Genomic DNA, 15271 nt, shown 5'->3' with positions numbered 1-15271 from the left:
CATGTCAAACAATGTCCACAACTGAATGTCGAATCTAGGCATTTGTTGTATTTAACTTTATCTAGCATTCAATTCAGTAGGGGTTCAACCCCCTATAGCTGACGCTTTGCTTTCAGTACAGATACATTTGCTGAATTAAGTTAAAGCCTCCGGACGCAATCACGCCGAGGCGCGATTGATTTTAGAGTTTTTGCTTCTTTATTAAGCCGTGCTCACGATCTACTTGGTAAATGTAAGCAAAAACCTCAGAAACCGCTTTATATAACTCTTCTGGTATCGATTCATTGATATTCAATTGCCCTAAAATTTCCACAAGACTCGGATCTTCTTGAATCGGTATAGCATGCTCCTTTGCTTTTTCTACAATGTTTTCAGCAATTTTCCCTTTTCCCGACGCTACTACTTTTGGTGCACTGCTCGAGTTCGGGTCATAGGAAAGTGCAACCGCCTCTTTTCGGACATGTCTCTCAGTCGTCATATACGAAAATCAACTCCTTGTCCATCGGTCACGATACTTTGCTTCTTTTTGGGCATATTTTGTTCTTCCTCAGCAAAGTTTTTGAAAAAGACGGCTGATAATTTGTAACCGACTGCTTCTAACCCTTCTCTCAGCCTTTGCTGCAGTGGCGCTCCAAGCGCTTTGAGCGATTCATCTGCATTGAAGACAGTCACTGAAATGACACGGTTTTGTACTTGCATGTCTATGACTGTCTGTTTAATGGAACCGAGGTCGAGATAAAAGAGAATCCGGGCAAAATCGGGATCAATTTTACCATCAGCTTTCATGCGACCATTCCACTGCAATGTCGCATCAATTCGTTTGCCGAAAAACTCCAGTGGCACTTGCATAACGAGCTGATGCTGAACTCCATTTTCTCCAGATTGAAGAAGCGGACCATTCATCCGCATAACGACCGTTTCTGCCGCCTCACGTAGTGCGGGAGATACGGTTAAGTCCTGCATTAACGCTAGCAATTGCGGCTTTAATGACTCGGCAAGACGCCCAACATCGGCATCCTTACTTAGTAAGCCAGCCTCGTAATTGAAACCCATTGAGCGAATAACCGTTTGCAATGCCTCTTTCACTGTTTTACCGTCGACAGCGGCGGCAACTACCGTTTCAGCCGTTTGAAGTGCTTTTTGAATGGCACCATTGTCGGAGCGTTCTGCTGCTTGCACAAGTGCAGCTAGCTTTTCTGCCCCTTGTTGCGGTAATTGCTGACCGAGTAAGTTAAGCAATTGTTCTTTCACGCCTTGGAACGGCGTGTGCATCTGAAGCGGTGTTGCAACTGCATTCTCAGCCGTCCCCCGAATTAGCGCCTGACTAAATTCCTGGACAAGCTTCGTTGCCACGTCAGCAGCAGGAGGTGTACCAAGAGGACGATTGAGAATTGCCAACAACTCCGTCTTTTGTCCATTCGTTAGCGTCGGTTCAGCCGCTAATAATACTTTTAACGCCTCTATAGGGGCTTTCATTTGCTCCGAAGATGCATTGCCCAATTGTTTGAGGAGCGTTACTAATTCTTGTAGCCCTTGTGCAGACTGCGGAAGGGCCTGCGTTGTTTGAGCGCTCACTCGCTGTGCTATGTCACCATTCAGTGGAGCTTGCGGACGTGCTCCATCTTCCGCTGTTGTTAGTAGCGAAGTGAGCACTTGCTGCAAGTTTGCTAGCGAAGTTTGTGGCGGCAAAACTCCAGCGCTTTTTAGCATTTGCAAAGTAGAAAACCGGTTTTCTGGACTTTCTGTACTACTAAGTAATGTGACTAACGCTTGACCGAGAAGTGCTCCTCCTGTCGCCTGCATTAACGGCTTCGCCATCTTGTCAAGTGCCGCAAGAATAGCATCTTTCGCTTGTGAGCTAACAGCAGTATCAGCTAACAAACTATTTTTGAGCGAGGCAAGGACAGTGTGCAGTCCTTCCTTTGTCTCGACACCTAATAAGGAGCGAAAATTCGTTTCCGTCAAAGGTAATTTCAATTCAATTATCTTTTGGATAGAGGCGAGCGCTTCGTTCCGCGCGGCGGCTGGTACACTTTTGAGCATCGCTTCCGCTTCAAGTAAATTCTCCCTTGTCATCGGAATTTTATTTTTCATCACAAAGGTGAGTAAGGCTTGCATTTCAGGTGTCTTTGGCAATTGCATCGCGTCCATTAGCCCACCCAATTTAGGAGCTTGCCCTTCCGTCGTCTGTGTAGGACCTGATATGATTTTCAATTGCAGTTCTGGTTTAACGGCATTCACTTGAAAATAGTAGGAATCGCCAGCTTTCAAAGGTACTTCTAGCTTGGCAATTAACTTGTGATTACCAATTTGCACTTCTGCCATTTGCCCAGGGAACAGTTGCTTAATTTGCCCGTGGAACATCTGTCCTTCGTTCAAGACAAGCGGTTTCGTTTGGGTAGCAGCTGTCGTTACCGGATTTGTTATCGGCGCCATCGTTGGAAAGCTCATTTGGTCATGCCCCCTTTTGCTAGCATTGATTTGACTGGTTCAAAAGTTGCGCGATGATGTTCGCATGGACCGTGTATTTCTAGTGCCTCAACATGTTCCGCTGTTCCATACCCTGCATTTTTCTCGAAATGATACACAGGATAATCAATATGCAGCTGATCCATAATCGCATCCCTTGTCGTCTTCGCGAGAATAGAGGCTGCAGCAACGGCTAGGCTCTTGGCATCACCTTTTATAACAGATGCAGTTGGACAATCTATGTGAAGTGCCATTGCATCGACAATGACAAAGTCCGGTCTAACCGCGAGCGATTGTACGGCTTGCTCCATTGAATCTTTTGTTGCGGCGTAAATATTTAATTCATCAATACGTTGTGACGCTTGGACATGTGTCGAATAACTGATGGCGACGTCGCGGATTAGCGCGGCGAGCCGTTGACGCTCCGCCCTTGAGATGGTCTTCGAATCATCGAGTCCGACTAATTCCGGGACTTCCTGCGGCAAAATGACTGCTGCCGTCACTACAGGACCTGCTAACGGCCCTCTACCCGCTTCATCAACCCCAGCAACCCTTGCACCTTCAAATGGCGCAAACGACTCGTCAAAAGCCCTTTTAGCGCTATGCTCTTGGAGAATGATTTCTTTCTTGTTGTAGTTACGTTGCCATCTTGCCAATGCAGTTTTTACGCCAGCTCTTGAATCTTGTGCGAGCTCTTCCATCCACGGTGCGGGCTCTTCTGTCGTCCGTAATTTTTCCACAATTTCTTTAATCGTTGTCAGTGTACTCACCTTCCGCAACTCAATTTCCTAATCACTTTACTACATATATCGGCTATTCACAGCGTTTTTCTACCCATCTATCAATTACAGCGAGGCGTAGTTGCGTCCGAAGGCTTTATCTGGATTCAGTAGGGGTCTTCCGTTGAATCCAGATAATAGAAAAAGCCGATAGCCTCGGGAATAAATCCCGTATCGGCATCGGCCTAGTCATTTTGAATTTGATCAGCTGTGAAGTCAAAGGTTAGCTTACCAAGATATTCGCTACGAATATCACGCACGATTAGCTCTGCTACTTTATCGTATTCGACCTCTCCACCAGTTGTATAAACTTTACGCAGTGAGCCAATTTGATTGAAAACTTGAAGGATGTCTTCGCCAACCGTTGTCAAACCGTAGCGTTCTGACAAGCGACTCGGATAATGCGCTTCAAGAAAACGCAAACCGTAAACAGCTAGGTCCTCCATATTCACAATGGAATCTTTAATAGCACCTGTAAGTGCTAGTTTGTAACCCGCCTCTTTGTCTTCAAATTTTGGCCAAAGAATCCCTGGTGTATCAAGCAACTCTAATTCTTTTTCAAATTTGATCCATTGCTGAGCTTTCGTAACCCCTGGTGTGTTTCCTGTTCTCGCAATATTTTTCTTCGCAAGTCTATTGATCAGCGTAGATTTTCCGACATTTGGAATCCCTACAATCATTGCACGGATTGCACCTGGGCGAATACCTCTTTTGCGCATTCGTTCTAACTTCGGCTCCAAAATCTCTTTCGCTGCCTTAATAACTGTCTGAAGACCTTTTCCTTCGAATGAATTAATGGCAACTGCACGATCACCTTGCATTTCAAAATAGCGAATCCAACGTGCCGTTTCCGTTTCATCTGCAAGATCCATTTTATTTAAAATAAGAAGTCTTGGCTTCTGATGGATCACCTCGTCAATCATCGGATTTCTAGATGATAATGGAAGTCTTGCGTCGATTAATTCAAAAACGATATCGACAAGCTTTAGCTGCTCGGTTACTTCACGGCGTGCTTTCGCCATATGCCCTGGGAACCATTGAATCGTCATACTGTGATCACCTTTCTTATTTAACAAAACCGAAATCTTTGATTGGCCAAAATACAATGTTCGTGTTGCCAATGATTTCATCAATTGCTACTGCCCCGATATGTCTGGAGTCTTTACTTTTCCGTCTATTATCCCCAAGGACAAACACATGTCCCTCCGGAACTGTAGTGCTTTGAATTTTTTGTTCAAGCGTGAAATCTTCCGTTAACGGACTGTCAACCACTTCCGCCTTATATTGATCGAGATATGGCTCTTTTCGGGACTTTCCATTAATATACAAAATGTCATCTCGGTATTCAACTGTATCGCCAGGAAGCCCAATGACCCGCTTGATGTAGTCCTTCTGTTCAGGCGCATGGAATACAACGATATCAAAACGATCCGGCTTACCAATCGTATAACCAATTTTGTTCACAATCATTCGGTCACCGTTTTCCAATGTCGGCATCATGGATTCTCCATCGACAACAATTGGTGTAAAAAGAAACACACGAATAATCGCTGCAAGACCGAATGCGATTAATAGCGCCTTCGTCCATTCCCATGTTTCATTTTTCTTCTTCTCTTCATTCATCGACAAAGCCTCCCGCATACTTCTATCCTTATTGTACAGTCTATTCATTTTCTAGGCAAAAAGAAAGGAGGCCGTTTTGTTGGCCTCCTGCATCTTTGTTTTATCGAAGTTCTTTGATACGTGCAGCTTTTCCGCGTAGACTGCGAAGGTAGTACAATTTCGCACGACGTACTTTACCACGACGAACCACTTCAAGTAGTGTAATTTTTGGTGTGTGTACAGGGAATGTACGTTCAACGCCTACACCGTTAGAGATTTTACGGACTGTGAATGTTTCACTGATTCCGCCACCACGACGTTTAATGACGACACCTTCAAATAGCTGGATACGCTCACGCGTTCCCTCAACGATTTTTACGTGCAAACGAACTGTGTCTCCCGCACGGAATGTTGGGTGATCTGCACGAAGCTGATCTTTTGTAATATCTGCAATTAGTTGTTGCATATTTTTTCTCTCCTTCTCCACAGACGCTCATGCACCTCTTGCCTTTGCAGCGGAACATCAGTCAATATGCACTCCCTATAGAAGTACATAGTAGATAATATCACAAAGTGCAAGCTGGTGCAAGGCGAGTTGTTTATTTTTGTTGATGATTTAATTGTTGGAGCAGCTTGCGCTGATGGTCGGTAAGTGGCGCGTCTTCGAGCAAATCCTTTCTCCGTTCGAATGTTCGGAGAAGTGATTGTTCTTGGCGCCATTGTTCGATCTTGCCATGGTTACCAGATAATAATATCTCTGGCACCTCTAGACCATTGAACGAAGCCGGTCTTGTATATTGTGGGTGTTCCAGCAAGCCCGTTGAAAACGAGTCTAGTACAGGTGAGTCAGCATTGCCCAGGACGTTCGGTAACAGTCTAACAACACTGTCGATAACAGCCATTGCTGCAATTTCTCCACCAGTCAAAACAAAATCACCAATGGATAGCTCGTCTGTCACTAAATATTGGCGAATGCGTTCATCATAACCTTCGTAATGACCACAAATGAAAATGATATGTTCTTCATCCGATAGCTCTTCTGCTTTCTTTTGCGTAAATCGTTCCCCCTGAGGGCACATGAGAATGACACGCGGTCGTTTTTCTAACCCCTCAGCTAACGCTTCTACTGCCGCAAAGAGTGGCTCTGGCTTAAGCACCATGCCTGCCCCACCGCCATACGGGTAATCATCAACCTTATGGTGCTTGTCTGTGGAATAATCGCGGAAGTCCGTCACTTCAAAAGCTACCGCGTCATTCGCCTGCGCTTTTTTCATAATGGATGAATGAAGAACTCCTTCAAACATTTCCGGAAACAATGACAAGACATCAATTTTCATCATGACAGCAAGCCTTCCATTGGATCGATAATGATTTTTTTATTGTCGATATCAATTTCTAAAACGATGTCTTCGATATATGGAATATAATGCGGCTTTCCTTTTTCTGGCGTTACCGTCCATACATCATTGGCGCCTGTTTCAAGAATTTCCGTCACTTTCCCAATGTCGACACCTTCCGTTGTTACAACTGTGCAACCGACGATTTCATGATAGTAAAATTCGTTTTCATCTAGCTCGCCTAGTTCGCTTTCTGCAATTTTGAAGATGCCGTTTCGGTATTTTTCAACGTCATTGACATTAAAATGATTTTCGAACGTTAATAAGTCAAAGTTTTTATGTTGGCGATGGCTTGCTACGACTAAGTAAATAGGTGTTTTACTATCAGGCATAAACAGGGCAAGCTTGTTGCCTACTGTGTAGCGTTCTTCGGGAAAATGCGTGCGAGAAATCACACGAACCTCTCCACGAATTCCATGTGTATTGACGATTGTCCCTACGTTAAACCATTGCATACGTACACCGTCCTTTATTTAAAATAATACTGTTGATTTACGCTTCAGGCGGACGCTTTCCGCTCCAATCAACGGAACTCACTATAATTAACACTGATATATAACGAAAGCATTATTAAAGGAATTGCTTAGACAAAAAAGGAAAGGAACATAGGCTCCTTCCCTTTTCATATCAATCTATAATATCGATATAGACTTTTTTGCCGTGGTGACTGCCTGCTGCTGAATAAACAATAGTTCGTATCGCTTTCGCAACACGCCCCTGCTTTCCGATTATTTTTCCCATATCATCAGGATTTACGGATAGTTTGTAGATGACACGATTATCATGCTCATCCATTGCAACCCGGACATCACCGGGATAATCGACTAACGGTTTGACGATTGTTTCAATCAGCTGCTTCATGTGCACCCCTCCTGATTATTTACCGTGTTTAGCGTTATGGAATTTCTCCATGATACCTTGGTCAGAAAACAGGTTACGGACTGTATCAGATGGTTTCGCACCATTCTGAAGCCATTTGAGCGCTAGCTCTTCATTGATTTTTACTTCCGCTGGTTTTGTAAGCGGGTTGTAAGTACCAACTGTTTCGATTTGACGACCATCACGTGGTGAACGTGAATCTGCTACAACAATACGATAGAAAGGAGTTTTCTTTGCTCCCATACGTTTAAGACGAATTTTTACTGACATTTTTACTTGCACCTCCGAATAGTTTCACACAAGATAGTATATTATCAAGCTTTTTAATGTTTGTAAAGTGTTTTTTCTTAACACCTTGAAATTCTTTTTAAAAACAGGGTTTTTATTAATTACGCCGAGGCATAATTGCGTCCACACTTTAAATAAATTCAGCAGAGTTTGAGAACTTCTAGCTTTATTTAAATAACGTGTCAAATCCAGGCATTTTATTTTTCTTTTTACCTTTTTGTTGCATGCCCGTCATTTGTTTCATCATCTTCTTCATATCTTCGAACTGTTTAAGCAATCGGTTGACATCTTGAATCGTCGTTCCGGACCCTTTAGCAATTCGCTTACGCCGGTTGGCATTAATAATTTCAGGCGTATTGCGCTCTGAAATCGTCATGGACTGAATGACCGCTTCGACACGCCCCATTTGACCTTCGTCAACTTTGGCATTTTCGAGCCCTTTGATTTTATTAGCACCGGGCATCATTTTCAATAACTCGTCAATTGGACCCATTTTTTTCACTTGCTGGAGCTGATCAAGGAAGTCGTCGAGTGTAAAGGACTGTGTTCGGAACTTTTGTTCAAGTTCTTTTGCCTTTTCTTCATCGACATTCTCTTGGGCTTTTTCAATGAGTGACATGACGTCGCCCATTCCAAGAATTCTTGAAGCCATGCGCTCTGGATGAAAAGGTTCCAGCGCATCCATTTTCTCGCCCATCCCGACAAATTTAATCGGCTTGTCAGTCACTGAACGTATGGAAAGTGCCGCACCACCCCGAGTGTCTCCGTCCAATTTCGTTAGGACAACACCTGTGATTCCAACTGTTTCATTGAAATTTTGCGCGACGTTAACAGCATCCTGCCCCGTCATTGCATCGACAACGAGGAATACTTCATCCGGTTTACTAAGTTCTTGGATGTCTTGTAGCTCCTGCATCAGTACTTCGTCGACATGAAGTCGTCCCGCCGTGTCAATGATGACAACATCATGATGTTCTTTTTCTGCCTCCGCCAATGCTTGACGCACGATTTCAACCGGAGATACATCCGTGCCAAGCGCAAAAACCGGTACAGTTAACTGCTTGCCGAGTGTTTCCAATTGCTGAATGGCAGCGGGTCTATAAACGTCTGCCGCCACAAGAAGTGGCTTTTTGTTGTGTCGCTTACGCAAAACAGTTGCCAGTTTCCCAGAGGTAGTTGTTTTCCCCGCCCCTTGCAAACCAACCATCATAATGACTGTCGGAGATTTCCTCGCAAATTGGATTGGATTTTGTTCGCCGCCCATTAAGTTTGTCAGTTCGTCCTTGACGATTTTGACGACTTGTTGACCAGGTGTCAAACTCTTCATGACGTCTTGGCCGACAGCCCGTTCACTTACTGTTTTAACAAACTCTTTGACAACTTTTAAATTGACGTCTGCCTCAATAAGCGCAAAGCGTACTTCACGCATCATTTCTTTAACGTCAGCCTCGCTAATCTTACCCTTGCCCGTTATTTTCTGTAGCGTCCCTTGCAGGCGCTGGGCTAAACCTTCAAATGCCATGCACAGAGCCTCCCCTACTCATGATCTTTTAGTTCAACCAACAACTCTCTGACTGTTGTCGATTGTTCGTCTGTATCGGTTATGAGCTGTTCCAACCGGTCCACAATTTCTAACCGTTGTTGAAACTTCGAAAATAAGTTTAACTTCGTTTCATAGTCTTCGAGCATTGCTTCCGTTCTACGCACATTATCATAGACAGCTTGTCGTGATACTCCGTATTCCCCTGCAATCTCACCGAGCGAAAGGTCTTCTAAATAATACAATTGCATATACAGTCTCTGTTTATCCGTCAAAAGCGACTGATAAAAATCAAAGAGGAAGTTAATGCGTGTTGTTTTTGCAAGCACGATAAGTCTTGCCTCCTCCGCTTGTTTCTTCCTATGCCATCATAGTATGTTGTTTATGGACTGTCAAGCAAAATTACTTGTCTGTTTCATCTGCCTGCTGTTCCAATTCGAGTCCATCTGCAAATAGACCATAGACATACTTTTCAGGATCAAATGGCTGTAAATCGTCTACTCCTTCACCAAGGCCGACAAATTTTACAGGGATATTCAATTTATTGCGAATGGCAAGGACAATTCCGCCCTTCGCCGTTCCGTCAAGCTTCGTTAAAACGATGCCTGTGACGTTTGTTGCTTCTTTAAATGTCTGTGCCTGCACCAATGCATTTTGCCCTGTTGTCGCATCGAGCGCGAGCAGTACTTCATGCGGCGCACCTGCTACTTCCTTACTAATGACCCGATGTACTTTTTCCAGCTCATTCATTAAGTTCACTTTGTTTTGGAGCCTTCCAGCTGTATCACAAATTAAAACATCGACATTGCGATTTTTCGCAGCGCGGATGGCATCGTACATAACAGCAGCTGGATCAGAACCTTCTGATTGACGGATTACTTCGACGCCTGCACGCTCGCCCCACACAACGAGTTGGTCAATCGCCCCTGCTCGGAATGTGTCGCCAGCCGCTAGCATCACTGTTTTACCTTCAGCCATTAGTCGTGCAGCCAACTTCCCAATCGTCGTGGTCTTACCGACACCATTCACCCCGACTAATAACACAACAGTCAGTTCATTTTCTTGAATGTTTAAGCTACTATCTACTTCTTCTCCTGCTTGATAAATTTCAACGAGTTTTTCCGAAATAACGGATTGAATACCAGCTGTATCTTTAATATTTTTCCGCTGTACTTCTAGCTTTAATTGATCAATGAGTTCCATAACCGTTTCAAAGCCTACGTCTGCCTGCAACAGCAATTCTTCTAGTTCCTCGAAGAACTCCTCATCGACTTCACGAAAACGTGCAACTAGGTCATTTACTTTCGAGGTGAATGTATCTCTTGTTTTCGTCAAACCATCCTTAAACTTCTCTGTTACAGCTTCATTTGTACCCGTGATTTTCTCTTTTATTTTCTTAAAAAAGGACATGATGATCCGCTCCCTTACATAATAGCTTCTTCAGGCACCTCAGATAGTTTGACCGAAATAAGTCTGGAAACCCCTGATTCCTGCATCGTAATTCCGTACAGCACGTCAGCGCCCTCCATCGTTCCTTTACGATGTGTGATGACGATGAATTGCGTCTTGTCTGAGGTCTTTTTCAAATATTTACTATATCGGATGACATTTGCCTCATCGAGTGCAGCTTCCACTTCGTCGAGAATACAAAATGGTACAGGTCGTACTTCGATGATGGAAAACAGTAAAGCAATTGCCGTCAATGAACGTTCGCCACCCGACAATAAGCTCAAATTTTGCAGCTTTTTCCCCGGAGGTCGTGCGACAATTTCGACACCCGTTTCCAGTAAATTATCAGGTTGTGTCAGGATTAAATCTGCATCCCCACCGCCAAACATCTCTTTAAACACTTGACGAAAACGGCTTTGAACTGCATTAAATGTCGTCGAGAAACGCATTGTCATTTCTGCATCCATTTCAGACATTGCCTCACGTAATGTATTTTTTGCTTCAACTAAGTCATTACGTTGCTCAGTTAAAAACGTATGTCGCTCGGATACTTCAGCAAACTCCTCAATAGCACCGGGGTTGACTGGGCCAAGAATCGACAACTGCCGCTTCAACTCTTCCACTCTTGACCGCATTTGGAGCTCATCAAAATCGGCTGGGATAATGCCATTTGGATATAATCCATAGTCATCCAGCAATCGTTGTGTGACCGCCTCATACTTCACTTCGAGTCGTGAAACATCGACAGACAAGGTGTTCAGTGTAGCAATCGCTTTCCCCGAACTTTCCCTCAGTTGTCGAAGCAATGCGCTTTGCCCTTCCAATTGGTCAGATAGCTTTGCGCGACCTTCTCTGCCTGTCGTAATCGCTGTTTCAATGAGAGCTCGATCCGCTGTCGCCTTAACAATTTGTTCACCAATTTCCTCAGCCGTCATTTCACGACCGTCTTCATTGCCTGTAAAGTATTGCAATTGCTCCTGCAATGAAACGATTTTATGCTCCACTTGACCCGTTGCACGTTCCATTTCAGTAATAGATGATTGCTGATGCACCTTTTGCTCACGTAAAACGGCCACCTGCTCACGTAGCTCATTGTAGCGACTTGTTAACGTCGCTTCTTCGTTTCGCCAATTGGTAGCAAGACGTTCGAGCGTGGTCACCTCTGTCTGAATCGTAGTCAACTTGGTTTTAACATATGCATGGCTTTTCAGTAGTGACGATTTCCTATCTAATAGCTCAGAGCCAGTATGCTCGGCACCGCGTCTTCCTATATCAGTCGAAGCAATTTCTGCTTCCACGGCTTGAATGGCGATGGTTGACTCACGAACGCTTGACTCACCCGTTGCGACTCTAATTTGCAGACTATCGGTTAATTTACGGAACTGATCTGCTTCATGTAGTTTTTTCGCTACATCCATTTTTGTGTTACCGATTTTTGCAGTAGCATTCTGGATGGACTCCGCCATCCGTGCAAGCTGCACCTGCAATGTTTCAAGCTCGGCTTTCCGCGTAAATACTGAGGCCTGGCCTTTGACACCGCCTCCAGTTAATGAACCGCCCGCATTGACAATATCTCCATCAATCGTAACGACACGGAAACGATAGTTAAGTGCTTTTGCAATTGCCGAAGCACCGGCAAGTGTTTTAGCAACAATTGTATTACCTAGTAGATTTTCAGTAATGATCGCATACGCCTCATCGGTTTGCACAAGACGATCCGCAGTACCTATAAATTCCGGATGTTGCTCCACGGCACGCAATGCAGACGGTTGAATCTTCCGCGATTTCATGACATCTCTTGGTAAAAATGTAGCTCTCCCAGCATTTTTAGCCTTTAAATAAGCAATGGCTTTTCGCGCTTCCAGCTCGGTCGCAGTAATAATATGCTGCATGGCACCACCAAGTGCTGTTTCCACTGCTTTAATAAAGCCAGTATCCACGGAAATCAATTCAGCGACTGCACCATCGATACCGAGTAATTTACCGGATTTTTTCGCAATCAATACTTCTTTGACGCCAGAATAAAAGCCAGAAAAATCTGCTTCCATACTTTCCAAAGCATGTAACCGACCACGCATTTCATGTTGCTTATTCAACGCTGTTTGCACAAGCTCCTGCTGGGCATTGAGATCATCTTCTTTTTCCCGCAAAGCCTTCGATACTTCACGATAAGCTACATCAGCCTCTGTCAATCGTCGTTTCAATTCTGCTAACGCAGCAACTTTTACAGCCTTTTCTTTCGTGAGTTCTTGAAATCTCTCCTTCAGAATCGTTGTCTGCTGTGTAATTTTTTCCGATGAAGTTTTTTCGCCTTCAAGACGTTCGTCTATATGCTTCAAATCATTACGGATTGTCGCTTCCTCATTGAGTAAATCAATATAAGTCGACTTTAACTCTTCAATTTGCTGCTCCGTCTCTTTAACAGAGCGTTTCAAAATTTGAGAAATACCATCCATTTCAACAGAAATCACGCCATAATCCGTCTCCGTCAATGCCAATTTCTCACGAGCCGATAGTAGTTTTTCTGCTAGGACTAGCTTTTCCTCTTCATGCACAACAAGCTCCTGCTGAATCCTTTCGAGCTGCTGGTCAGTGTTTCGGCGTTTTTCCAAGGACAGCAAACGTCTACCTTCCCATTTTTCCGCCTCTGCGCTCGCTTCCACAAGCTTTTTTTGTAAAGTATCCAGCTGTTCATCTATCGCATTCAACTGTTGAGTCAATGCAACCGACTGCTGCTCCGCACTTCCCACTTCAGATTCTAGCTGCTCTTTACTTTGCTTAAACTTTTCAGCTTCCTCTGATTTTGCAATGATGGCATCGCTTAGATTTTTGGCATCGAAGTTGAGTAAGCTCACATCTGCCTCACGCATTTCTTCTGTAAGTATGCTATGTGTTTTAGCCGCTTCCGCGCTTTCTTGTAGCGGACCTATTCTCGAATCGAGCTCCTTCAAAATATCAAGAATACGATCTAAGTTATCTTCGGTTTCAAATAACTTGTGCTCCGCTTTCTTTTTTCTCGTTTTATATTTCAAAACCCCGGCTGCTTCATCGAAAATACTCCGGCGATCTTCCGGTCGACTATTGAGAATTTCATCAACACGACCTTGGGATATAATGGAGAACGCTTCTTTGCCAAGCCCTGAATCCATAAAGACATCATTGACGTCTTTCAATCGACATTGCTGACCATTTAGTAAGTACGCACTTTCCCCAGAACGAAACACCCGTCTGCTAACACTAATTTCCGTATAATCGAGCGGAAATAGCCCTTTGCTATTGTCCAAAATAAGTGTTACCTCTGCAAAGTTAAGTGGTTTTCGGGAATCACTCCCTGCGAAAATTACATCCTCCATCTTCGCACCCCGAAGTGATTTAGCAGACTGCTCCCCAAGAACCCAACGAATGGCATCTGTAATATTACTTTTGCCACTACCATTTGGACCGACAACCGCTGTCACGCCCGGCACAAAATCGACGCCCACACGCTCGGCAAACGATTTAAACCCCATAATTTCAAGTCTTTTCAGAAACACAATTAGCTCTCCCCTTCGGCCTGTCGACTCTTAAGTTCTTGAATCGCATGACGGGCTGCTTCCTGTTCAGCTTCTTTTTTCGATTTCCCGAGACCTGTTCCAAGCTCTACATCCCCGAGACGAACAACAGTGACGAATTTTTTAGCATGAGCCGGACCTTTCTCTTCAATAATTTCATATTGGAGTTGACCATTATTTTTTTGCTGAACAATTTCCTGTAGACGACTTTTATAATCCATCACATGCGAAAAAGCACCGATACTGATTTTAGGAAAGACGACTTTCTCAAGAAACGGCACGACTGCTTCCATTCCTTGGTCTATGTATAGCGCTCCGATAAACGCTTCAAATACGTCTGCTAGAAGAGCCGGTCGCATCCGTCCACCTGTTTGTTCTTCGCCTTTTCCTAGAAGAATATAATCACCAAAATGGAGTTCGTTTGAAAACTTAACGAGGGAAGGCTCACAAACAATAGCTGCCCTTAATTTCGTCAGCTCTCCTTCGCTCATACCAGGCTCAGTTGCATACAGGAACTGAGAAACCCCGAGTTCAAGCACTGCATCTCCTAAAAATTCAAGCCTTTCATTATCAGTGAAGTTTTTTCTTCGGTGCTCATTCACATAAGATGAATGCGTAAACGCATTGTACAATAGTGCATGATTTTTAAATTGAATATCCAATCTTTGTTGTAGCTCGTCAAATTTAGTACGAGTCGCAACTGGGAGTGTCGCAGTGATAGTTTTTCCGTTAGTTCGTCTAGTGTTCATAACCGATTCTGCCTTTCAAAACATAATGATTTAATTTTACCCTTTTCGATGCCTTTGTGCAAAAAAGATTCGTAAAAAATTGAAAAGAGACTCCTTCACCCTTTATAGAAAGGATGAAGGAGTCTCAATCGGCATAACTATTAGTTGATTTTTGATTCGATATACGAAACTGTATCTCCTACAGTCGTCACCTTTTCAGCATCATCATCAGAAATTTCCATTTCGAATTCATCTTCTAATTCCATAACAAGTTCTACGACGTCCAATGAATCTGCGCCTAGATCGTCACGGAAAGAAGCTTCTAATTTAACTTCACTTTCATCGACACCAAGGCGATCGACGATTACTTTCGTTACACGTTCAAGTACTGTTGACAAATTTGTCACCTCCTCTCAATGTCATAATCCGAACAAGGTTGATTTCCGCTTCAGGCGGACGCTTTCCGCGGGCTTGGCTTCAGCCGCTTCCCTCGCCACGCTCAGTCCAGGGTCTTCAGCTCAAGCTATTCCCGCTGGAGTCGCCGCCTTACGCTACAATCAACAAGAGTAAAACTTAAAATGTGCGCACA

16 protein-coding genes are annotated in these 15271 nt (G+C 44.0%); all 16 read right to left on the bottom strand.

Features of this window, described 5'->3' with window-relative positions; translation table 11 throughout:
- Nucleotides 1–181: 181 nt before the first annotated feature.
- Entirely contained in the window at nt 182–478 is a 297-nt protein-coding gene (locus tag R2B77_RS03825; protein WP_203246209.1) for an EscU/YscU/HrcU family type III secretion system export apparatus switch protein, read from the bottom strand.
- Nucleotides 475–2451 (bottom strand): hypothetical protein, encoded by a 1977-nt coding sequence (locus tag R2B77_RS03820; RefSeq protein WP_203246208.1) that lies wholly within the window; start codon nt 2449–2451, stop codon nt 475–477. The genes R2B77_RS03825 and R2B77_RS03820 overlap by 4 nt, the downstream gene beginning before the upstream one ends.
- Nucleotides 2448–3239 (bottom strand): ribonuclease HII, encoded by a 792-nt coding sequence (locus R2B77_RS03815; protein ID WP_203246207.1) that lies wholly within the window; start codon nt 3237–3239, stop codon nt 2448–2450. Before R2B77_RS03815 ends, R2B77_RS03820 begins: the two co-directional genes overlap by 4 nt.
- Nucleotides 3240–3433: 194 nt before the next feature.
- Nucleotides 3434–4297 (bottom strand): ribosome biogenesis GTPase YlqF, encoded by an 864-nt coding sequence (ylqF, locus tag R2B77_RS03810; protein ID WP_203246206.1) that lies wholly within the window; start codon nt 4295–4297, stop codon nt 3434–3436.
- A 16-nt stretch (nt 4298–4313) separates the two neighbouring features.
- Nucleotides 4314–4871 (bottom strand): signal peptidase I, encoded by a 558-nt coding sequence (gene lepB / locus R2B77_RS03805; protein ID WP_203246205.1) that lies wholly within the window; start codon nt 4869–4871, stop codon nt 4314–4316.
- Nucleotides 4872–4971: 100 nt separating this feature from the next.
- On the bottom strand, nt 4972–5316 hold the full coding sequence (rplS, locus tag R2B77_RS03800) for a 50S ribosomal protein L19 (RefSeq protein WP_203246204.1): 345 nt from the start codon (nt 5314–5316) through the stop codon (nt 4972–4974).
- A 133-nt stretch (nt 5317–5449) separates the two neighbouring features.
- Nucleotides 5450–6187 carry a tRNA (guanosine(37)-N1)-methyltransferase TrmD gene (gene trmD / locus R2B77_RS03795; RefSeq protein ID WP_203246582.1) on the bottom strand — a complete coding sequence of 246 codons (738 nt, stop codon included), beginning with the start codon at nt 6185–6187 and terminating at the stop codon, nt 5450–5452.
- The gene (rimM, locus tag R2B77_RS03790) at nt 6187–6702 is read right to left on the bottom strand and encodes a ribosome maturation factor RimM (protein ID WP_203246203.1); all 516 of its coding nucleotides are present in this window, start codon (nt 6700–6702) and stop codon (nt 6187–6189) included. Before rimM ends, trmD begins: the two co-directional genes overlap by 1 nt.
- 172 nt (nt 6703–6874) lie before the next feature.
- Complete coding sequence (locus R2B77_RS03785; RefSeq protein ID WP_203246202.1) at nt 6875–7108, bottom strand: KH domain-containing protein; 234 nt, start codon at nt 7106–7108, stop codon at nt 6875–6877.
- A gap of 15 nt (nt 7109–7123) precedes the next feature.
- Nucleotides 7124–7396, bottom strand: coding sequence for a 30S ribosomal protein S16 (rpsP, locus tag R2B77_RS03780; RefSeq protein ID WP_203246201.1), 273 nt, complete (start codon nt 7394–7396; stop codon nt 7124–7126).
- Between the two features lie 184 nt (nt 7397–7580).
- On the bottom strand, nt 7581–8936 hold the full coding sequence (gene ffh / locus R2B77_RS03775) for a signal recognition particle protein (RefSeq protein WP_203246200.1): 1356 nt from the start codon (nt 8934–8936) through the stop codon (nt 7581–7583).
- 14 nt (nt 8937–8950) lie between these two features.
- Entirely contained in the window at nt 8951–9283 is a 333-nt protein-coding gene (locus R2B77_RS03770) for a putative DNA-binding protein (RefSeq protein WP_203246199.1), read from the bottom strand.
- A gap of 73 nt (nt 9284–9356) precedes the next feature.
- On the bottom strand, nt 9357–10364 hold the full coding sequence (gene ftsY / locus R2B77_RS03765; RefSeq protein ID WP_203246198.1) for a signal recognition particle-docking protein FtsY: 1008 nt from the start codon (nt 10362–10364) through the stop codon (nt 9357–9359).
- Between the two features lie 14 nt (nt 10365–10378).
- Nucleotides 10379–13936, bottom strand: coding sequence for a chromosome segregation protein SMC (smc, locus tag R2B77_RS03760; RefSeq protein WP_203246197.1), 3558 nt, complete (start codon nt 13934–13936; stop codon nt 10379–10381).
- A 2-nt stretch (nt 13937–13938) separates the two neighbouring features.
- Complete coding sequence (gene rnc, locus R2B77_RS03755; RefSeq protein WP_203246196.1) at nt 13939–14703, bottom strand: ribonuclease III; 765 nt, start codon at nt 14701–14703, stop codon at nt 13939–13941.
- A 140-nt stretch (nt 14704–14843) separates the two neighbouring features.
- The gene (locus R2B77_RS03750) at nt 14844–15080 is read right to left on the bottom strand and encodes an acyl carrier protein (RefSeq protein WP_203246195.1); all 237 of its coding nucleotides are present in this window, start codon (nt 15078–15080) and stop codon (nt 14844–14846) included.
- Nucleotides 15081–15271: the final 191 nt, after the last annotated feature.

It is taken from the genome of Sporosarcina beigongshangi, from assembly GCF_033485195.1.
GTDB classification, from domain to species: domain Bacteria; phylum Bacillota; class Bacilli; order Bacillales_A; family Planococcaceae; genus Sporosarcina; species Sporosarcina beigongshangi.
Note: the sequence above shows the minus strand (reverse complement) of the source record. Positions and strands in the feature narration are given on the sequence as shown.